At 41.6% G+C, this 21,748-nt stretch carries 15 protein-coding genes and 2 tRNA genes; 7 read left to right on the top strand and 10 right to left on the bottom strand.

What is annotated here, in order from left to right; genetic code table 11:
* Window positions 1-49: 49 nt before the first annotated feature.
* Window positions 50-2,383, bottom strand: coding sequence for a two-partner secretion domain-containing protein (locus V7K41_RS20515; RefSeq protein ID WP_334851097.1), 2,334 nt, complete (start codon window positions 2,381-2,383; stop codon window positions 50-52).
* Window positions 2,384-2,704: 321 nt separating this feature from the next.
* A complete protein-coding gene (locus tag V7K41_RS20510; RefSeq protein ID WP_334851095.1) occupies window positions 2,705-2,995 on the bottom strand; it encodes a hypothetical protein in 291 nt (96 codons plus the stop codon).
* 282 nt (window positions 2,996-3,277) lie between these two features.
* Here V7K41_RS20510 and V7K41_RS20505 point away from each other — a divergent pair, with 282 nt between their 5' ends.
* The 4 genes from V7K41_RS20505 to V7K41_RS20490 all read left to right on the top strand — a co-directional run bounded on the left by V7K41_RS20505 (window position 3,278) and on the right by V7K41_RS20490 (window position 8,848).
* Window positions 3,278-3,481, top strand: coding sequence for a hypothetical protein (locus V7K41_RS20505; protein WP_334851093.1), 204 nt, complete (start codon window positions 3,278-3,280; stop codon window positions 3,479-3,481).
* A 24-nt stretch (window positions 3,482-3,505) separates the two neighbouring features.
* Entirely contained in the window at window positions 3,506-4,465 is a 960-nt protein-coding gene (locus V7K41_RS20500; protein ID WP_334851092.1) for a ribonuclease Z, read from the top strand.
* Between the two features lie 570 nt (window positions 4,466-5,035).
* Window positions 5,036-7,228, top strand: a complete 2,193-nt coding sequence (locus tag V7K41_RS20495; protein ID WP_334851090.1) for a GumC family protein — start codon at window positions 5,036-5,038, stop codon at window positions 7,226-7,228.
* 474 nt (window positions 7,229-7,702) lie between these two features.
* Window positions 7,703-8,848, top strand: a complete 1,146-nt coding sequence (locus tag V7K41_RS20490; protein WP_334851195.1) for a SpoIID/LytB domain-containing protein — start codon at window positions 7,703-7,705, stop codon at window positions 8,846-8,848.
* A gap of 58 nt (window positions 8,849-8,906) precedes the next feature.
* Here V7K41_RS20490 and V7K41_RS20485 read toward each other — a convergent pair whose 3' ends face one another.
* Window positions 8,907-10,205 carry a hypothetical protein gene (locus V7K41_RS20485; protein WP_334851089.1) on the bottom strand — a complete coding sequence of 433 codons (1,299 nt, stop codon included), beginning with the start codon at window positions 10,203-10,205 and terminating at the stop codon, window positions 8,907-8,909.
* A gap of 337 nt (window positions 10,206-10,542) precedes the next feature.
* Here V7K41_RS20485 and V7K41_RS20480 point away from each other — a divergent pair, with 337 nt between their 5' ends.
* Entirely contained in the window at window positions 10,543-11,022 is a 480-nt protein-coding gene (locus V7K41_RS20480) for a hypothetical protein (protein ID WP_334851087.1), read from the top strand.
* 90 nt (window positions 11,023-11,112) lie between these two features.
* On the opposite strand, the gene V7K41_RS20475 is transcribed toward V7K41_RS20480, so the two are convergent.
* From V7K41_RS20475 to V7K41_RS20450, 6 genes are all read right to left on the bottom strand, one after another.
* A tRNA-Gln gene (locus V7K41_RS20475) sits at window positions 11,113-11,184 on the bottom strand.
* A gap of 226 nt (window positions 11,185-11,410) precedes the next feature.
* On the bottom strand, window positions 11,411-12,205 hold the full coding sequence (locus tag V7K41_RS20470) for a WecB/TagA/CpsF family glycosyltransferase (RefSeq protein WP_334851193.1): 795 nt from the start codon (window positions 12,203-12,205) through the stop codon (window positions 11,411-11,413).
* Between the two features lie 618 nt (window positions 12,206-12,823).
* Entirely contained in the window at window positions 12,824-13,078 is a 255-nt protein-coding gene (locus V7K41_RS20465) for a hypothetical protein (RefSeq protein WP_334851085.1), read from the bottom strand.
* A 37-nt stretch (window positions 13,079-13,115) separates the two neighbouring features.
* Window positions 13,116-13,199, bottom strand: a tRNA-Leu gene (locus V7K41_RS20460).
* 106 nt (window positions 13,200-13,305) lie between these two features.
* Window positions 13,306-14,430 carry an alpha-hydroxy acid oxidase gene (locus V7K41_RS20455; RefSeq protein WP_334851083.1) on the bottom strand — a complete coding sequence of 375 codons (1,125 nt, stop codon included), beginning with the start codon at window positions 14,428-14,430 and terminating at the stop codon, window positions 13,306-13,308.
* Window positions 14,431-14,921: 491 nt separating this feature from the next.
* Window positions 14,922-15,155 (bottom strand): hypothetical protein, encoded by a 234-nt coding sequence (locus V7K41_RS20450; protein ID WP_334851081.1) that lies wholly within the window; start codon window positions 15,153-15,155, stop codon window positions 14,922-14,924.
* A 160-nt stretch (window positions 15,156-15,315) separates the two neighbouring features.
* Here V7K41_RS20450 and V7K41_RS20445 point away from each other — a divergent pair, with 160 nt between their 5' ends.
* Window positions 15,316-17,514, top strand: coding sequence for an NAD(P)/FAD-dependent oxidoreductase (locus tag V7K41_RS20445; protein ID WP_334851079.1), 2,199 nt, complete (start codon window positions 15,316-15,318; stop codon window positions 17,512-17,514).
* Between the two features lie 132 nt (window positions 17,515-17,646).
* On the opposite strand, the gene V7K41_RS20440 is transcribed toward V7K41_RS20445, so the two are convergent.
* Window positions 17,647-19,239: a hypothetical protein gene (locus V7K41_RS20440; protein ID WP_334851077.1), complete on the bottom strand. Its 1,593-nt coding sequence runs from the start codon at window positions 19,237-19,239 to the stop codon at window positions 17,647-17,649.
* 971 nt (window positions 19,240-20,210) lie between these two features.
* Here V7K41_RS20440 and V7K41_RS20435 point away from each other — a divergent pair.
* On the top strand, window positions 20,211-21,665 hold the full coding sequence (locus tag V7K41_RS20435; protein ID WP_334851075.1) for an aminotransferase class V-fold PLP-dependent enzyme: 1,455 nt from the start codon (window positions 20,211-20,213) through the stop codon (window positions 21,663-21,665).
* Window positions 21,666-21,748 lie beyond the last annotated feature (83 nt).

Here is a 21,748-nt window from a genome sequence, read left to right as displayed (position 1 = left end):
TTTGGCATTGTGCATAACAAAGTTCCGAAATATCGCCATATCTCAAATTTTAATGAGCAGCGCAAGATGTAGCGGTGAGTGAGGAGTTATGGGGCGATTCTGTGGGTACTTGAGCAACCAGAACTACGTTCCCATTGGCATCCATTACCCAGCCTTGGGCTTCTACAATTTGAGTAGGCTCATTGACAGAATTAACTTTCTGTGATTTTCCTTCTGTGTTTCGCTGCGCCTGAACAACGGCTCTTTTCTGAATACCGCCACCACGATTCTGACTCTCTGGAGGGAGGGCGATCCAATCTGCCAGCACTGCATCATCAGCTATCAATGGCTGCGTCGGATCGGCTACTAGTCCTCCACGTCCAGTGGTAATAAATGAACTTCTTGCTATTTTTCCACCAGAATTACAATCAGCAACAATTTGCTGCGAAGCATCAACCAGATTGACGGGCAATTCCACTAATCCTTTACTGGGGTCAGCATCCGGTGAGTTGATTTGTACAGTGCCATTTAATGAAGGGTTTTGCTGAGAAAATGCCGTGATGTCACTTGTTGGCAGGTTACTCGGGTCGATTTCCTTTGGATCAAGTCTCTGTACGTCTGCACGGGTGGGGGGCACAAACCCAAAGATGTTCTTAGCGGTGATTGTGATTTTACCACCAGAGCCAGAGACGGCGTTGGCGGTGATATCGTTATTTCCTAAGGGGCTGGCGACAAGGAAGCCATTTGGTGCATTGATGGTGATATTACCACCATCTCCATTACCCCTGGCGTTAGTGGTTATTTTGCTTTCGTGCCGCATCAGTAATAAGTCCCGCAACTGGAGTGTAATATTCCCGCCTAAACCTGACTCACTATTAGATGTGAGTTTTCCGTTGTCGAGTAGGATAGAGCCAGCAGTTATATTGAGATCCCCTGCTTTTCCTGGATTACTTACATTCCCTATACTGCTCACAACTATTTCAGCCCCATCCCGGACAATCAATCGCCCTGTAGTAATTGTTACTTTTCCAGCGTCTCCAAAGCTTAGAGTCCCAGCCCCCAAATTGCTGGCAGTTCCATTTGTTGAGACTCCAATTAATTCTATAGAGTCAGACGCCTCAACAGTTAAAGCTCCTCCGTTTCCTTTAGCTGGTTGATTGTCGCTCATAGTGGAGTCTGATGATACCCCTGCCCCATCTTGGATACGCAACCTTCCAGTTTTAATCGTAATTTTACCTGCATTTCCATCACCAAAAGTCGTACTAAAGAGTCCGGTAACAGGAACTGGTAAAGTTCTACTACGAATCAACTCCACTGACTCGGAGGCGTTGACTGTCAAACTTCCCCCCGATCCTCTACCTGTAGTAGAAGTAGCTAGTTGTGCCCCATTCTGAACAATTAAATTTCTGGCATTAATGGTTATTTCTTTACCATCTCGGTCACCTGTAGTTCTACTTATTAGGTGCACACCAAGACCACTTAGTTCTACAGATTTTCCCTGTACCTGAATACTACCGCCACCCTCACCACTAGCATCTACCTGAGATGCAAACGGTTTACCGTTAGTAATTCGCCCGATTAATTTAATGTTCTGGAAATTCTGCACATTTTCATATCCCAAACTCCAGCTTTGGTTTATTGGTTCGAGACTGAGACTGACTAGACTATTACTAGCAACGCTTCCTAGCTCAATTTGTCCCGATGCTGCTGTTAAATTTCCCCCCTCCAGCGTTATATCACCACCTATAAGTGCCAAGGTTTTAAGCGGCTTCACTTGCAAACCAACAGGTTGCCCAAAAAGATTAGTTGTTATTGCGCCATCTGGACTAGAAGCTTGGGCTTGGGATTGATTGTATATGGGTTTTGCGGTTGCTCCGAACTGTAAACCAATGGGAACACTTACTGTCAACAGAGGTGAGATTTGGGGATCTACGGTACTAAACTTAGTACCATCAGCAAAGTTCAGACTACTCGCCGTGCTCGCAACAAATGAACCACCGATGTTTAAAGAAGCATTGGGGCCAAAGATAATCCCGTTGGGATTAATCAAAAATAGATTGGCTTGACCATTAGCATTAATAATGCCTTCAATATCAGAAACAGACCTACCCGTTACCCGGCTAATAATGTTCTGAACATTTGCTACATTGTTGAAGTAGGCTGTGCTTCCAGTGGGGACAGAAAATTGCTCAAAGCTGTGGAACAGATTGCTTATATTTCGGCTTTGATCTTCAACAAGAGTTCCACCGTTAATAGTTATAGTATTACCTGTTGTTGTAATTTGAGAATTAGCAGGTAGAGTACTGTCTGGGATAATTTGAGCAACAACAGAGTTGCTATAGAAAGCTATAGCACTAGATAATGCAACTCCTAGCCATTGACACCGACCCCAAAGATTAACCATACCGGATATTGCACCTTTCAAAATTAATGTTAGTTGCTAAACAATGTTGACGCTATGAAAAGTTCAAACTTATGAAACAAGCACTATATCATTCTGATCGAGATAGAGAGTTTAGTTAAATATCTAGAATCTTTATGACTTTGCTATAGCTATGTCAACTTAATAGCTGATAAATTAGCTTATTAAGCTAATTTAAAAATCACGTATTCAGCAACAAATATATCAGTTTGTAAGCTTTACTAAGCAACTGAGGTACACTCAAATATCTTTTACCAAGACTCTTACAAACTGGAGATTATAACTATTAAGTTGACAATCCGATTATGGTTTTGGGCAAGGACAATCAGTCATTTCACCCTTACACAAGCAAACCCATACTTCAACACGCTTACCTGGCATTAATAATGAAGGATTCGTATCTCTAATTTGAATTTTAGTTAAGTCAATATCGCACTTAACTTGTATGTCATCTTTTAATATGCCGTGCTTTTCCAGCAGCTTGTTCAAGTTAGAGTTCTTCAGTCTTTCACTAATTTCTTGTTTAATCTCGTCTTTTAACAAATCTAATGTTTGAGAATCTATAACTGTTGGCTGTGAAGTTTGAGATTCCATGAATTTTGCTCTCCTTGCAGAATGGTAAATGTGTGAACTTATCTTGTGATGTACTAATTTCACCTGACTTCGATTAGTACAGTTTGGCAACGAAGGAATCAAGCATACAGAGTCTAGAGTGGCACGACAGCATTAGGTTTCTAAAGCTCTTGCGAACTCCGATAATTATGACTTCAGCTTGGCTAGTTATAATTACGTATTGTGTAACAAAAGTTTATATATTTCCTTAAAGCATTCATGAATCTGCCTACTGACTATTGATAACTCAAGAGAATTGAGTCATTGATACCTCCTCAAGTCTCACATTCTGCTTACGGTTTGGATAAGCTCACAGGCTTTATTAAGGCGATCGCTAACTATGCTCAATACTCACTTGCCCAAGGCGAACAGCGTCTCGTAGAGAAGCCGAAGGGATGCCCAATCCCCAAAATCCTAAATATTTTACTCATTAACCGTGCCACTATAGAAAATAGAGCTGCAAATTGAGCAATAGGAAGACTAAAGAACACTGTGCAGATAACATTCTTAGGGACGAGTTCCGGTGTACCCACGCGATCGCGCAATGTTTCCAGTGTCGCTCTGAGATTACCCCAAAGGGCAGAACTGTGGTTATTCGACTGTGGCGAAGGTACTCAGCATCAAATTATGCGGAGTGAACTGAAAATCAGTCAACTCTCCCGAATTTTTATCACCCACATGCACGGCGACCACATCTTTGGCTTGATGGGACTTCTTGCTACTTGCGGCTTGGCTGGTAATGTGGAACGAATTGATATCTATGGCCCACCTGGATTAAATGATTACATTCAATCCGCCTCACGTTATTCCTACACGCATTTTTCTTACCCAATCAAAGTTCACGCCATCCGTCCAGGGATAATTTATGAAGACGATGACTTTACTGTTAGCTGCGGTAATTTGCATCATCGGATTACAGCTTTCGGCTACCGCGTAACCGAAAAAGACCGAGCCGGACGCTTTGATGTGGAAAAAGCCAAGGCGTTGCAAATTCCTCCTGGTCGGGTTTACGGTCAACTCAAGCGCGGTGAAACAGTTACCCTTACGGATGGACGGGTGATTGATGGCACCCAATTGTGCGGCCCTACAGAAATTGGTCGAAAAATTGCCTATTGTACAGACACAATTTATTGTGATGGTGCAGTGGAATTAGCTGATGATGTCGATGTATTAATTCACGAAGCAACCTTTGCCCATCAAGATGCAGATATGGCTTTCCAGCGGTTGCATTCCACAACCACAATGGCAGCGCAAACAGCTTTAGCTGCTGGGGCGCATCGACTGATTATGAGTCATTTCAGTCCCCGCTATGCTCCCGGAAATACTTTAGAGTTGAAGGATCTTCTCAAAGAAGCACGTGCTATTTTTCCCCGTACTGATATGGCTTACGATTTTATGATTCATGAAGTACCCAGACGGCGGGAAGTAGAGTTAACCAAGGTAGGCGTTTAAATTTTGGATTTTAGATTTTAGATTTCCTATTGAACGCTTCTAATCTAAAATCTAAAATTAACCAGGTTCTATCTTAGATTTTAATATTCCCAATCATAAAATCAAGCAAATAAACAGTAGCTTCGTTTTCCGAGTAAGTCAACTATTTAACCAACAATTTACGGTTAACTAGATGTATCAAGAATATACAAATGGTATGGTTTAAATATTTTTCTCAGTGTGTTTTTTATCTTATAAGTTATCAAAACAACATTAAGATATATTAATGTTGTAAATTGGATAATTTTATACTCAAATACTTAGAAAAAATAATTAATTTTTCGTCAAGATTTTTCTTCTTTAAATAAAATATTTATTAAAAATTTATCCTTCCAACACTGATTAAGAATTTATATGCATGAATTGATGAACATGAAAGCGCCAACTGGCATAATGTTATGCCAAATTTGCTTGTCATTGTTGGAAGAATAAAGTATGCGATCGCAGCTACATAGATGTAAAAAAATCATTTCATATTTCTCATAAATCTTCAAAATAAATATAGTGTTTCGATATTAGAGGAGTTTAATAGTGGCTAAGACTAGTCTGAATCAAGAGCAACAGGTTACTACTTCAGCACAAAGCGCAGTTGACATCAGACAACTATCTACTATTTTGCTTCGCCGACGCTTTCTGATCTTTGGGGTTTCCTGTGTAGTTATGTCAGCTGCTAGCCTCTTGGCTGTCATTGCCAAACCTACTTACCAGAGCAATATGCAGATATTGGTGAATTCCAATTTATCTGAAGGAGCACAGTCAAATGCTCAGGTTATTGATTCAAATTCTCAAGTTGTTGATTCCACTACTCAGATGAAACTCATGCTGAGTTCTAAGTTGCTTCAGAAAGCTGTAGATTTACTCCATTCTGATTATCCTGATATTACCTTACAAGACATCAATGGTCAAAAAGAACATAACAAAAAAGCACCTTTAGAAGTAACTCCAGAAGCGGGAGGCATAGGAGCAAATAAAGTTTTTAATCAGACATTTAAAGTTTCTTTTAATGATCAAGATCCAGTAAAAGCACAAAGAGTACTTCAAGCTCTACAGAAAGTCTATCAAAACTACAACAAACAGCAACAAAAAGAACGTCTGAATCAGGGATTAGCTTTTGTAAACACTCGCCTACCTGAGATAAAAAAAGAGGTGAGTAAAGCTGAGAAAAACTTAGAACAGTTTCGCAAAAAACATAAATTACTCGATCCCGAAATCCAAAGTAAAATTCTGTTAGAATCTCTAGCCGATATTCAACAACAGCTACAAACTACTCGTGCCAACCTTCAAGATGTAAACGCTCGCTACGATAATCTAGAGCAACTAATAGCGTCTTCGTCTCAGCAGAATACACTAATTTCTTCTCAATTAAATCAGTCAAGCCGCTATCAAGCATTATTAAGTGAAATTCAAAAAACTGAACTAGCTTTGGCTAAGGAGCGGCTCCGCTATACAGATGATTACCCATCAGTACAAAAATTAAAACAGCAACGCCAAAGTCAACTGTCCTTATTACGAGAAGAGGTGAAAACTATTACTAATAGCAGTAAAGATAAACCTTTATCAAAAGGACAAATGCTAGGAGTTGATCCAACCCTTGTAGATGAGTTTGTTTTAGTACAGACAAGTGTTTTAGGACTGACTGCCAATGAAAAGAATCTCATCGATTCAGAACGGCAACTACGCTCTGAGCTAAACAAATACCCAAGTTTAATAGCAGAGTATAATCGTTTGCTGCCAAAGGTAGAAACTAGTCGCAAAAATCTTGAACAACTACTCCAGGCGCAACAGTCATTGGGACTGAAAATTGCTCAGGAAGGATATAACTGGCAAGTTTTGACAGAACCTTCTGTCGGTACTTATATGGGTAACAACAGATTATTACTCTTGCTTGGAGGAGCGGTAATTGGGCCGATTTTAGGTATCTTAGCAGCCCTAATTTTGGAAAAGTTTAATGACGCTATTTATTGTCCCGGAGATTTAAAGAAACTGACAAACCTACGTGTATTGGGAGCGGTACCAAAACTACCATCAATTGGTGTCAAAAAACGGCGGCTTGGCCTGCCTTGGAATGGCCGAGGAAGCTCAGATTCTTCTGTAATACAAGTCAGTAATAAATTGCCCGTCCATGAAACTTTGGACATGATCTACCAAAATATTCAAATATTAAAATATCCCTTACCGTTCAAGTCGCTGATGTTTACTTCAGCACTACCAGGGGAAGGGAAGACAACCTTAGTATTAGGGCTTGTAGCTAGCGCTGCCCGGATGCATAGACGGGTATTGGTAATTGATGCTAATCTACATAATCCTAGCCTGCACAAAATCTTGGAACTATCCAATGATTGGGGACTATCTCTGTTATTAGTTGATGAGACAACTACTCATTTTCAAGATTACATCCAGCCGATTCACCCCTCCATTGATATTTTGACTGCTGGGCCAGAACCAGAAGATACAGTGAAGTTGCTCAGTTCTCAACGGATGAAAGAACTAATAGAGGTGTTTGAGCAAAGTTATGACCTAGTACTAATAGATGCTCCATCTATTTTAGGCACGGTTGATGCCAGGATTGTGGCATCTTTTTGCAGTGGTATTGTAATGGTAGAGCGCATGGGAAAAGTGACTCGAACTGAACTGACTCAAGCAACAGAAATTTTGAGTAAGTTGAATTTAATTGGAATTATCGCTAATGAAGCGACCAATTCTCAAAAGGTATTGGCATCGTAGACTGAGAACTAGGGGAGCATTAGGAATTGGGAATTGGGAATTGGGCATTGGGCATGGAGAAGAAACAAGGGAGAGACTTGTTCAATAATTCCCCCTTGTTTTCTTGTCTCTCCTGCTCCCCTACCTCCTCCCCCTTCACCTGATTTCTACCTCAGGGTGGTTTCATACGAAAAAAGAAAAATACATAAGTCTTGATTTCTCGTGAAAGTGGCATGGCTTTTTCCCTCACTTCCATTCCTCTCCCCCACGGGGGGAGAGGCTTTGAAACCCAATTTTAATTTTTCTTTGCTTGTATGAAACCACCCTGCTTCACCTGATTTCTACCTTAATAGTTAAAGCAAACTTATAGTTAAAGCAAAATGCATAATTAGTAGGAGGTGGCAACCTCCAGCGTTGGAGAACTGTCTCATCTTAAAGTAGTAGATGCCATAATCCAGAGCGTCAATTAGATACTAGTGTGATTAGATGATCGATATGAAATTCCAACTTTACTTAGGCTCTTTATTTTCTCAGATTAAAATACGTTATTGGTGGGTAAGTATCTTTTTGTGGATAGCTTTGGTTGCCCCAGCCCAAGCGTCTGTAATTTTACGTGTGGCAATTGAGAGGGGCGTTAATCAGGTAAAAGTGGGTAGTTCCACCACTGGGATCGTTAAGGATAGTACTGGCCGGACTCTTGGACAGTTGCCAGCAATGAGTGCATATTATGCTCAAGCCGTTCCTGGCGGAGTTGCTTTAGATAAGTGGCAATCTGGTTTATTTTGGATTGAGCCAACTGGCAAGGGATTTGTTTATATTGGCGATCGCTGGTATCGGGGCAGAACTCTGGTTGTCCCCACAGATAAGGGCTTAACCGCTGTTAACTGGGTTGACGATCAAGAATATCTCTACAGCGTTCTGGGTGGCGAAATGGATGCTAGCTGGCCCCAAGAAGCTTTAAAAGCCCAAGCGATCGCAGCCCGCACTTATGCCCTCTACGAACGGGAAAAACAACGAAATAATCCCGTTTATGATTTAGGCAATACACCCGATCGCTGGCAAATTTACAAAGGTGTCATTAGTGAATCTCCTGCTACTTACACCGCAGTGGATTCTACTCTAGGGCAGGTACTAACTTACAAAAACCGGATTATTCTCTCAGTCTTCCACGCTTGTTCTGGGGGACACACTGAAAACGTAGAAGATGTTTGGGGAAGCAGCGAACCTTATCTACGTGCTGTTCAAGACTACGATCAAAATATCCGCGAGTGTAATTGGGTGAAAACCTTCTCGCCCAGTGAAATTAGCGCTAAATTTCCTGAGGTGGGCAGTGTGACGGCGATGATTCCAGAGACATACTCACCTTTTGGCAGTGTTAAAGTTTTAAAAATTGTCGGCAACAAGGGCACGAAGGTGCTAGAAGGCGAGAAAGTGCGAACAGCCCTCAAGTTAAAAAGTACCAAATTTAGCGTTACTAAGGGGGCCGATGGTAGTTTTGTACTGCAAGGGCTTGGCTACGGTCATGCTTTAGGCATGAGTCAGTGGGGGGCGTACAATCTGGCTCGGCAAGGAGTGAACCATCTGCAAATTTTGGGACATTATTATCAAGGTGTAGCTCTAACACCGATTCAGGCGAAGTAATTGGGCATGGGGCATTAGGCATTGATTATTAATTCTTCTCCCCCTGCCCCTCTGCTTCCTATTCCCCACTCCCACGTTCTAAGCGCCGTTGCCATTCAGCATCAATTTTTGCAGAACGTTCAACTTCTTGGTCGAGTAAGTCAGTTTCGCTAGAATACACTAAATCTTCGTTGCCAATGACTTTTTCTGTTGCAAATTGTTGGGCATAGTTGATTTTTTGTTGCAAAAGTGCATCAGGACTTGCCAATAGCCTTGCTCTGGAAAGGCGATCGCGGTTGCGATCGCCTATTTTGCGATTACGCCACTGAATCCAAAAATAACGCAATAACGGTACGCCTAAAAAACCTGCTCCATAAGCCAATAGCAGCCAATAAATTCCTTGTACAAAAGCTACCAGTCCACCTAATTGGGCGGCAACAGTTCCATCTCTCAATAAACTTCCCAGTACTAAAGCACCAACAAAATTTAGTATCCCTAACCCAGCACTCAGCATAATTTGCCCGGAACTTGCAGCACTAAAACGCCAGAGAAATTCCTCCAAGCGATCTGATATTGCATGACGGCGCTTTTTAACTGCACTCACCTGCAACTCTGGAAAGTAATAAACAATTTGCCCTTCTGGACTTACCCCCGGTTGCCCATTAAACCGCGTCAGAACGGGCAGCATATAATCTTCGTACTCTCTTGTGTATCCCTGGCCAATGTCATCCAAATATGGGGTAATTTGTTCTGCTACCACTGCACCACGGTTACTCCGAATCACCGTAGCAATCTCTTGCCAGCGACGTTCTTCTAAGTTGGCGTTTGGATTACCATCGCCAAACAAAAACGAAAACACAGCTTCAAAGAAATTTAGATTGCTTTCTTCTGGCCTTTCACGTCCCCGTTCCTGGTAGTGGGTGTCATAATTTGGGCTAAGATACCAAAATAAATTTGGAAAATAGAAGAAGCCCCCACCGCCGGAATTACTGCCCCGATTGTCGCCGTTACGGTCTGAATTGGCAGCAGTAATGATAATGAAGATGGTAATAGTTATTAGGGCGATGGAAACAGTTAAGAAAATTCCAAAAGAAATGCGAATCAGGTAAAATAGAACACTCCAGACTTTTTTCCACCATTCCTGCAATCGTAGCCGGAAGTATTTATTACGTAAAATTGCTCGAAAATTTTGTGGAAAAAGGAAAACTATATCACCTGAATCTGCTACTTGTAAATGTCCGCCAGCATCAGATGCTAGGGCTAACAAGCTTTGATTAGCTTCAGCGACGTTCAATCCTGCCTGAGTTGCCACATCACCAACGGTGACACGGTAGCCCAGTTGTTCCACAGCTTGCATGATGGTGGGACTGGGAACCATTGCTCTCCTCTCCTGTTAAAACTTATTCCCTTTTCTTAAGTATAAAGTTTTATTTTGAGGGACTTAGCAGGGATAGAGGTAACAATTCAAAATTTAAAATTGTTTGCGCAGCTTCTGGTAGAGAAGAGAGTTTGAAATTCTAATTTAAACTCCGACTGTAGCTTCCTTCCCACAAAGTAACTGCGCAAAGTCGGAACCACTAAACTTTCCCGAACTACGTGTTGACGTTCGGTCTTAAACTCTTTAATTGACTATACAATCAACAAATGATCTGACACGCAAAATGATATAATTATATGCCTCAGCTTGATTAAATCAGCAAATTTTCTGCTCAAATATGGTTCAATACACTCTCGCTCAAAGCCCAGAAATTATCCTTACTGTTTCTGGAAAAGATTCAGCTAAAGCCCGTGATAAAGCAATGGATCAGCTAATGGAACTGATGGATGCAGGTAAGCTATCCACGGAACTGGAAGAAGGATTTGGCCCTCAACAATTAATTGAGGTAAAAGAGTCAACTATTGATACTGCTAGTGGTGAGGATACAATTACACAAGCTGTCCAGATTCTGAGTAACCTGGCAACGCTCAAGCTGAAAGTTCAGGAGTCACGATCTGAAGCGTTGGAAATTCGCAAAGCTATTGATATTCTGTTCACCGATGAGTCGGTAACTGAAGAGGAAATTACTCGACTCAAGGAAGGTTTTAAAGTTCTCAAAAATTTTGCTCAAGCTAATGTGCGTTACCAAGAAGCGCGGTCTAAAGCAGAACTAGCTAGGCAGACTCTAGATCAAGCTCTCAAATCCCCTGACAAGTAACATTTACAAAATTATATGCATTGAGATACATATTAAAAATGCAATTAAAAAATCTAGAGCACAGGCTAAAAAGCCTGTGCTCTAGATTTACTGGGGCGCTAGGATTCGAACCCAGGGATGGCGAGACCAAAACCCGCTGCCTTACCACTTGGCGACGCCCCAACAATTTCACTACAGTTAGTATAACACTTACTACTAGGTTAATGTCAAGTATTTTAATAGTTGATTTCAAATAATGGGTTTTTACAGCAGTAGAATCTTTCATCATTTTGAGGTTGACCCCTTGAATCTTGATGCTTAAGGCATAAAATTCTTTCCTTGGCATCTAAAATCTGCTTTACTTGATGGGTGAACGCCTTAGACTCATGTCTCACCTATTTCTTTTTCTTTAGTCCCCAGTCTCGTGAAGGAAGACCGCTGCAATCCGACTTGATGATAATAGTTGTTTAGTAGCTAGCCATATAAAGAGTGGAATAGTCTTCGCATAACGACCACAAAGTCGGCGTGGTTCTTGAATCCATCGATATAGCCATTCAAGTCCCAAGTCTCGAACTATGCGGGGTGCCCGCTTGTGAATTCCGGCATAAACTGGGAAAACTCCACCCAGTCCAATCATTACAGCTTGTATTTTGCCCTTATGTTGAGCTATCCAATTTTCTTGTTTGGGACATCCCAGAGAAACTAAAACAGCGCTAGCACCACTAGAGTTAATCTTTTGAACCAAGGTTTCGTCTTCAATTTCCGTTAGGGGACGAAAGGGTAGAGGTTCCATCGCCGCAATCTTTATCTGCGGAAATTCCTTCTCTAATCTGTTTTGCATCCTAGACAAAATTTCTGTTTGGGAACCTACAAAGAAAATGCTCAGATTTTGGGTTTGAGTTAGGTGACACAATGCGAGAAAAATATCCATCCCTGCCACACGGTCTTGGTACGCTCCCATTTTTCGCATCATCCATACCAGAGGCATACCATCAGGAGTAACTATATCTGCATTTCGCAATACGGTGGCAAACTCTGGATTCCAATGGGCTTCAATGAGCATGTGTACATTGGCTACATATACAGTTTTGCTCTCACGCCTACTCGCCCACTTTAGTATTGTTTGTATCTGCTCGTCAAACCGTAAAGCAGTAATAGGAAAATCAAGCACTTTTTTAGTAGGTAGAAGCACTCTCGCCACCATCAATAACTCCTGTATCCAAGAAAACAATTCATAGATTACCTAGACCAATCCAAATTATTTAATATTTCGGATTGGATGACTCCTAACTTTTTGTCGGCTTGTGTCATTGTTGGAAGTTAACACATGGAGGTGCAATTGCCTTTTTAATATACTTTTGGCTTAATCGGTAATACTAGAATTATTTGCTGCTGTGTCTTAGCTTACTGTTTTATGTTAAGGATTTTAGGCACTGCTTGACAAAATTCATACTTCCTTCATAATTAATTTTTGGTTAGTTCATCCAAGCATTATAATTGCGAGAAATTCCCAGATAAATGCTGTATATCAAGTAGTATATAGTACTTAACTCCTTAAGTAGGAAAGTAAAATGCTAGCCACTAAGTCTGCCAATTTTATATGTAAATATGCGCTTAAGAGGTTGAATGAAAATTAGTATATTTTAAAGAACAGCTAATAACTTTTGATTAAGTAGAACGGCGTAAATATTTATAGTTGGGATGAGGCAAGAAGCAGGAGGCAGAAGGCAGGAGAGAAGAGGTTTTAGTCTCATTTATCTTTATTAATATGGTTGTGTTTTTTCCCACCTACTTACTTATGATTTACAAATTTATTACAGATTTAATTTAGTCTCTGTATTGATGAAAAATCTCTATATTTTATTTTTTTCTGAAATAAAAGCCCAAAAAATAAGGGAAAGATAAATTTATCTTTCCCTACTCTCTGGTTTTTATTATTGTCTGACTTATTACTTTCTTTAAGTCTTTGGCGTAACATTTGCCTTTGTTTTTTCAGTTGACGCTTCCTAGCAGAACCGCCTTTACCTTTATCATTTCTGCCTTCTTTACGGGGAGATTCCCATCTTTTCAGGCGCATAAGTAGTTTTTAACCTCTTTAGCAACTTGTTTGGTAGTGGGCAGGAGGAGAATCGAACTCCTATGACCGTAAGGCCGCCACATTTTGAGTGTGGTGCGTCTACCAATTCCGCCACCCGCCCTTATATCTCACCTTAACTAGTATACTCTAAATTAAGAGATTTTGTAACAAGTCTGAAAATTATTTCTCAAAGTTTTGCTGGAATAACAGTTTTAAGAATCTCCAGCTTAAAGGCGTGGCAGGTTCAATAAACTAGGGTCAATATCCTGTATTTTGGCACAGCCGCTAAGGGCCATTCCTACATTTAACTCTTCTTGCAGCAGTGAGATAATATGAGATACGCCGATTTGTCCTGCTACCGCTAGTCCCCACAATATGGGTCGTCCGATCAGTACTGCTTTTGCTCCTAATGCCAGAGCTTTGAGAATGTCTGTGCCTCTACGAATGCCTCCATCCAACACCACTTCTACTTTACCATCCACTGCGGCTACTATTTCAGTGAGGGCATCTAAAGAAGCGATCGCACCATCGAGTTGTCTGCCACCATGATTGGAAACAACAATTGCTTTGGCTCCATGTTCTACAGCCCGCACAGCATCATCTGGGCGTAAAACTCCTTTGATGACTAAAGGTAGCCCAGATAAAGACTGCAACCATTCCAAATCGTCCCAAGTGACTGCTGGGTTTAGCTGTTGGGCAAAATAGGTAAATAACCCAGATTCACCTTTTTCATGGGAAATATCTAGCCCTGAGATGCTCGCAAGATTAGCCAGATGTAAGTCTTGGGGTAAGGCAAACTCATTACGTCTATCTCTCTCGCGCTGTCCGAGAACGGGTGCATCTACAGTTAGACAAAGTGCTTTGTAGCCTGCTTTATAAGCTTTTTCTACCAAAGCACGAGTTAATCCTCGGTCTTTATGGATGTAAAGCTGGAACCATCGTAGAGAATCTGGAAACTGATTACATGCAGTCGCCACTTCTTCAATGCTCTTTGTTGCCATTGTACTTAACACCATACCCACACCAGCTGATGCAGCAGCTAGGGCTGTGGCAACTTCTCCGTCTGGATGGGCTAGACATTGAAAAGCCATCGGTGCAATTAATAAAGGTAGTTGTAGGGGTTGTCCTAAAATAGAGGTACTGAGATTGCGATCGCTCACATCGACTAATATCCGAGGTCGCAGCTTGACTCGTTCAAAGGCAGCACGATTATCTCGCAATGTGATTTCGTCCCAAGCGCCACTGCTATAGTAATCAAGTGTCGTTTGAGACAGATATTCTTTTGCTAGCTCTTCGTACTCAAAAAGGTTGATGGGTTGAAAGCGATCGTCACTGGATAAGTAGGTAGACATAATTAAATCTAAGATAAAACTTTTGTTCGTAGTCAGCGATTTATCGCTCTGCATAAGATTTTAAATGGCTGCTTTGATTTAATCCGATTCTGTGATTGACAAATGCCCTGACTCTATTTACTTTTTGTCATATAGTTGTATTTATTTATACTCACTTAATTAGCGATCGCTCAACTGATTTATCTGCCCAGGCGTTCCTCAAGTAGTATCAACATTGCTCCCATAAAAAGACCTCTGGCGCAAAGCAGAGGTCTTTCTGTTTCAGAACATTGTAAAATTCATAAGCAACGTAAAACGCTGATATGGTTAATTTAGTGGCTTCTGTGCCATCAACGCAAAAATAACAACCCAATTGCAAATTTTCTACTGAGCCTTATTATTACTTCTATACTGAAAATGCTTAGGCGCAGCCCGCCGCAGGCATCGCCAACATTTAGATACAGACCTAGAAATCTAATCCTGCGATCAAAACTTCATCTTAATGCAAGGTTTTAGGAGAACTTTTCCCAGGATTGGGCAACTAATTGACTTAACCAGCGACGTTGTTCCCGATCCAACAGTGAATCGTCTGCTAACAACTGAGCGGTTAACTCTTCCAAAGATTGACCCTGAGCGCGGACAATTTTAATTACTCCAGCGATCGCACTGGCAACTAATTCTTCATCAATCGGCTGTTGTCGCAGGGCAAAAATTTCTTGGGGACTATCTGGAATGGGATAATTCATGGCGTGGGTTTACACTTTTACAAAATGAACAATAAATTTGACAAAATCTTAAAATTTCTTCACTGAATCTTTACGAAACTAATAGGGCGGAGTGTACCTTACTTTATGTCTTAAGAAAATCTGTCTTAGTAAGTAAATTGATGGGAAATGTCAGGAAAAAATGAAAGAAATACTTTATTTAGAAGTTCCAACTCCAGATATAGAAACTGTGCGTAGTTGGTTACAAACAGATTTTGAACCTGGAAATGGAGAAAAAGTGCTTACCTCCGAAGGCTTTCGTCTTAGAATAGCTAGTGCTACTACACCTGCTGGAGTGGCTCCTTCCGAAAACTTGCCTACAGAACTTTCGGTATTTGTCTGGTCGGTGCAACGAACGACCTATCTAAAAGTGTTTCGTTGGGCAGAACAACCCTTTCCCAGTGAAGGACAAATTCTGCAACGCTTGACCAAGGAAATCAGAAGCCGTTTTCCGCATCATTACCCAGAACCGCCAGCAATTGATTTATCCCAGCAATCAATATTTGCCGCACTAGGCTCTACTTACCCCCTTACCGTCAAGTATTTTCAGAAAATGCCCAACGGTGAATATGACCTAACTCGTGCTTATTGGTGGGAAAAACGGTGGCGCGAAGGGGTACGGAATCCGCAGCAGCCGCGTCAAGTCGTGTTTTCGCAGGGGAGCAGGGGAGCAGCACTTCGACTACGCTCAGTGACCGGGGAGCAGGGGAGCAGGGGAGAAGTTGCAGGAAGTCTTTCCCCTCTGCCCCTTTGCCCCTCTGCCCCTCTGCCTCTTGTGTCCCATGCCCAGTACGACATCATCTACATTGGTGGCGCATTAGGCGTAATCCATGCAGCACTAATGGCAAAACTCGGATATAAAGTCTTGCTGGTGGAACGAATGCCTTTTGGGCGGATGAACCGAGAATGGAATATTTCCCGCGACGAAATTCAAAGCTTGGTTAACTTGGGTTTAGTTACCCCCGCTGAGTTAGAAACCATCATTGCCAGGGAATACAAAGATGGATTCAATAAGTTTTTTGATGCTAATAATCCAGCCAAACTGCGATCGCCCGTCCTCCACACACCCACAGTCCTAAATTTAGGCTTGGATTCCGAAAAATGGCTCCAAATGTGTGGGCAAAAACTGCAAGCGGCAGGCGGTGAAATTTGGGATGAAACAGAGTTTATCCGTGCAGATATTGATATATCACAAGTAGTTTTGCAAGTCAAGCACTTGCCCAGTCAGATTGAGAAGCAAGTAAGTGGACGACTGCTAATAGATGCAATGGGAACCGCGTCACCCATAGCTTGGCAATTAAATGGTGGTCGTGCCTTTGATAGTGTCTGTCCGACAGTAGGAGCGGCAATTGAGAGCGGATTTGAGCCGGGAGTATGGGATTCCCAATATGGAGATGTTCTTTACAGTCATGGGGATATTTCGCGGGGAAGGCAGTTGATTTGGGAATTGTTTCCCGCAGCAGATGATGAACTGACGATTTATTTATTTCATTACCACGAAGTCAATGCTGAAAATCCTGGTTCCTTGCTGGAGATGTACGAGGACTTTTTCACAATTTTGCCAGAGTATCGCAGGTGTGATATGGACAAATTGGTGTGGAAGAAGCCGACATTTGGCTATATACCAGGGCATTTTAGTATGGGAAGTCGCGATCGCACAGTTGCCTTCGATCGATTGATTGCGATCGGTGATGCAGCATCACTCCAATCTCCCCTCGTTTTCACCGGTTTTGGTTCCCTAGTTCGCAACTTAGAGCGCTTAACAACGCTGTTGGATACTGCCCTCAAACATGACTTGTTAAGTTTCCGCCACTTGAACCAAATTCGCGCCTACCAAAGCAACGTTTCCGTGACTTGGCTCTTTTCCAAAGGCATGATGGTACCCACAGGGAAGTTTTTACCGCCGCAGCGGATTAACTCCATGCTCAACACCTTCTTTGGGCTGTTAGCAGACGAACCGCCAGAGGTGGCAGATAACTTCATCAAAGATCGGTGTGATTGGTTAACCTTTAACCGTTTAGCCCTGAAAGCAGCTAGGAAAAATCCTGCCTTGCTTTTATGGATTTGGGAACTTGCTGGGCCTAGAGATTTAGGGCGATGGCTTGGTAGTTATTTCAACTTCGGTCGTCATGCCCTAATTAGTGCTTTACTGAGTCCGTGGTTCTCGCACTTCTTGAACCGGGTAGGTTTTTGGCTAGAACCCCGGAATCCCGGCTTGTGGCTGTGGTTATTGGCGATTAATTATGCGATCGCCACAGGCAAACCGCGATCGCGCTCTCAGGTAGCAAAAACCAACCCAGAAGCCATAATTCCCAAGTCAGAAGCAAGGATTCTGAATTAGTTATTAGTTATTAGTCATTAGTCATTGGTCATTGGTCATTAGTCATTAGTCATTAGTCATTGGTTAATAGTTACAAGCAACAAAGGACAAAGGACAAAGGACAAAAGACAAATGACAAATGACAACGAACTCCTAACTCTTGGGGCGAAAATTCGGCAGTTCCACAGATGCCAATGACTTACGCCCCTTGGGTGGACGCTGGGGATAAACTACTGGTGAAGGTGAATTGTCATCATTGGTGTTATCACCTAATGACTCTGAGGACAAGTCAGTTGCTGACAATTCCAACTGTGTCAATTGTGAAACTTCTGACCAGTAATCTTCAGTTTCTCCAACAGGCGGCGTTTCGGTGTGAGGTGGAGTGGAGGAAACCAGTAAATTATTAGCTGGTGAAAGCACAGAATCCGTCGTCCAAGAAGTGGAGGTAGTTACAGGAGGATTAATTTCTGCTTCCAACTGCTCCTCCTGTGGATTTTCTGGTTCCTCATCGTCTTCTAAGATGGTTGCTAAAGTCTCCCAAATAGGGGCATTACTAACATCTGTTTTCGCAGCAGGTGGTGGTGATGCAGACGCAGGCTGGGAGGTGAAAAACATTTGGATTAAACTATCTAATTGCTGATCTAAATTTGATGAACCCGAAGGTGAAACTGCTTCAGATGTATCTGAAGAATCATCAACTTCTGGAGATGGCGCGGGTTGTGTTGGTGTTGGCGTGTCTTTCTTAACTTTCCAGTTCCAAGGAGATGATGACGTCGCAGGGGCTTCATTTCTTTGGAATGGGATTGGTGCTGAGGGTTCACCCCAAGAATTATCTAGATCGTTACTTAAGGATTCTTCTTCTGCTGACCAAGGTTGAATTGGCTGGGCGTTAGGAAACAAAGACCGAGCTTTTCTAGAGAATCTTCCTTGGCTACTAGTGATGTCTTTAGGATGTTTTGCAGCATCTTCTAAGGAGTCATAGCTAGGAACCGATGTATCTAGACATTTTTCCAAAGCTGCTTTGAATTGCAGCGTCTGGCGTTGTTGTCGCATCAGTCTAGTACGTAACTCCCGACAAACAGTTTCTGACTGCAATAGCTGCTGAGATTGTTCGTTGTTGTTAGTATGTAGCAACGTACATTCTCGCTCTAACTGGGCAAGGCGTTGCTGGCTAATTTGTAGCTGTGCTTTATAAGTATCAGTGAAAATTTCCTGGCGTTGAACAGTTTGTACAGCAGTTTCTAATTGTTGAAATAAAGACTTTATCTGTTCTTGAGCCGCAGCCAATTCCTGAGTGTGTTGGTTGAGCATCGACTCGCTAACGCTAGAACGCGTTTTCTGCCATTGCAAAACCTTTTCTGACTCAGCTAGGTTGTCTTTTAGCTGCTCCACTTGTTCATACAATTTATTGTTAGCCGCACGTAATTCTTCGTTCAATGCCAGCAGGTTCTGAAATTCCGAGTCAATAAGTGCTTGTTTGCCGCTTTCAGGCTCTGCAACCCAGTCCTGCTGGGTGGTATCTTGTGAAAATTGTGTATCTTCAGCTGGCATGAGGAGTGGCAGTTTTCTAACTGTCATATTGTCATTAGGCACAACTGAGTAAAAGGGACAACTCGCCTGCTCTGATTGTGGCGAATTAGCAGAATTTAGGGATTCCATCACAGCCCCCTTGTTTGAGGTGTCAGCTTCATTTATCACTACTTGACTCACCTGCTTAAAAATATTCAGCAGTGCTGGCATTAGCATTGCTTATCAACTGTGTCTAATCAGGGTTTGCTCTTGAAGCTAAGTTTAACTCTCTCCAAGCACCAGCAATTAATTATCAATTGGTGTTCCCCATTTTGTATCTAGACTGATGCCGTTATAACACTATGATGCTCTGCCCCGTCAAGAAGAGGCAAGCAGAAGGGGAACTCGATCCGCCTTTGAGGATAGGCAAAAGAGTGGAAAAACCCAATACGTTAAAAACTAAACTCTATTAGCTATTGGCTGATGAAGTTTTTCTAGATCAAAAAACTGCTTTAACATATACTTTCTTTATTATAACCGCATCTGTCTTAAGACATAAATACAAATATCTCCTCCAATACATTTTTCTACTGACTTATTTATTACTTAAGATAGATGCCCGTATAAGTATCTACTATTCGATGATAATTCTGTGCTCCTGGGCGATCGCTATTTAATGTCAGCAAACAACTAAGAGCTTCCGCCATAAATACAATGTTAAGAAATCCTGACTAATACGAATAAATACTTATAAAGCAATATTAAATAAGTAACAATATCCCTAATAAAATAATAAAACTTTTTTAAAGAGTAATCTCAACTTAGTGCGGGCTTTTTTCTCGGTAAATACACTATTAGTAAGCAATGTCAGGTTTTGTGAGTTATAAGCTTTTCTATTAACTTGTCTTCAATATATCAAGTTTATTTAATGATTAGAATAAAATTGTTTAAAGTATAGTTGACTACTTAATAACAATATTTACATAGTATAATATTTTGCATATAAAATTTTTAAATTAAGTATTAAAACGGATACAATTTTTATTATTTTATTAAAGAATAATTGAAAGTAACCGAGTTTTCTACTAGTAACAAAGTAATTATAAAGACCATAATTACTGGTGGTTGATATGATTGCGGCGCGAAACAAAGCGTTGTGGCAGTTAGGTTTCTCAAATAAATCAAAATTTAAAATAGGGGTGCTAAAGATGACCGACGTACTTGCAATGGGTGCAAATATCAAGCAAGAAGCTACCAAATTACCGCTGTTTGCAGAAAATTGTGACAGCTTTTGGGACAAAGAAATTAGACCGTTATTTACAGATGAGTCTCTATCTTTCAAGGTGAAAACTCTTAACGGAAACTATGTCAAGTACGTCAACTTGGATAATGGAGCTACAACCACACCCTTTGCAACTCTCAAGCAGCACGTGGATGAAATGCTTGACACCTATGGCAGTGTACATCGAGGTTCTGGGCAAAAGTCCATCATTACTACACGAGAATATGACGCTAGTCGGAACATTATTCGGGACTTTGTGGGATCATCTTCAGACAACTATGTAATTTTTGCCAAGAATACAACAGAAGCAATTAATGGAGCCGCCACACTTTGGGCAAAAAAACCTGGAAAAATCTTAGTTTCTGATATCGAGCATTCATCAAACTTGCTACCTTGGGTTACTAGAGACGAAGTTGTGCAGTACAGAACCCAGCCGGACGGAAGTGTAAGTGTTGCAGAAATTGAAGATATTTTCAAGGCACACCAAAATCTTCCTGAAGCCGAGCAAATTAAGTTAGTAACTATTACAGGTGCTTCGACAATTACAGGTTACAGACCCCCGATTTACGAAATTGCAGCTTTAGCACATCGGTATGGTGCTAAGATTTTCGCCGACGTGTGTCAGTTAATTCAGCATGAACGAGTCGATATGCGTGCAGATGATGACCCATGTCATTTAGATTTTGTGGCTTTCTCTGGACACAAGATGTATGCCCCTTATGGAACCGGCGTTTTGCTAGGGCCAAAGGAATTTTTTGATAGCTCCTACCCTTATCAAATCGGGGGTGGAAACCTGCCTTATATCACCAGAAACCTAGAGATTAAGCGTTTTTATACAGAACGGGCCCACGACCCTGGAACACCAAACGCAATGGGTGCGATCGCCATTGCCAAGGCGATTGAAATTATCGAAGCAGTAGGGCGCGATCGCATTGCTCAGTATGAACACTCTCTAGTTGAATTTACATATACACGGCTTAGGCTGATTCCTGGAGTTAAATTACATATCCCAGGAGATAATTTAGCCCATGTTATTCCCTTTGATATTGATGGCTTTGATGGACGCTTAGTAGCAGAAATTCTGGCACAAGAATACGGCATTGGAGTTCGGGCTGGGGCTTTCTGCACTTATGAATACATTCGCAAACTCAAGAATATTTCAGACGAGCAAGACTGTGAAATTGCTCAGGAAGTAGATAGAGGAATTACACGTAACATTCCTAGTATTATCCGAGCCAGCTTTGCTGTATATAATACATTAGAAGATTGCGATCGCTTTATAGATGCGATCGCTCAAATAGCTAAAAACGGATTGGCTCACTATTTGCCCAACTACACACAAAATCAGATAACTGGTGTTTGGACAGCGATAGACAGCTAGTTTTTTCAGAACATAGGGAAGAGGCAGGGAGCAGAGGAAAGAAATTTTCTGGCTGCTCCGACTCCCTCATCTATGTGCCTTAA

This window comes from Nostoc sp. (assembly GCF_036917415.1).
Taxonomy (GTDB): domain Bacteria; phylum Cyanobacteriota; class Cyanobacteriia; order Cyanobacteriales; family Nostocaceae; genus Nostoc.
Note: the sequence above shows the minus strand (reverse complement) of the source record. Positions and strands in the feature narration are given on the sequence as shown.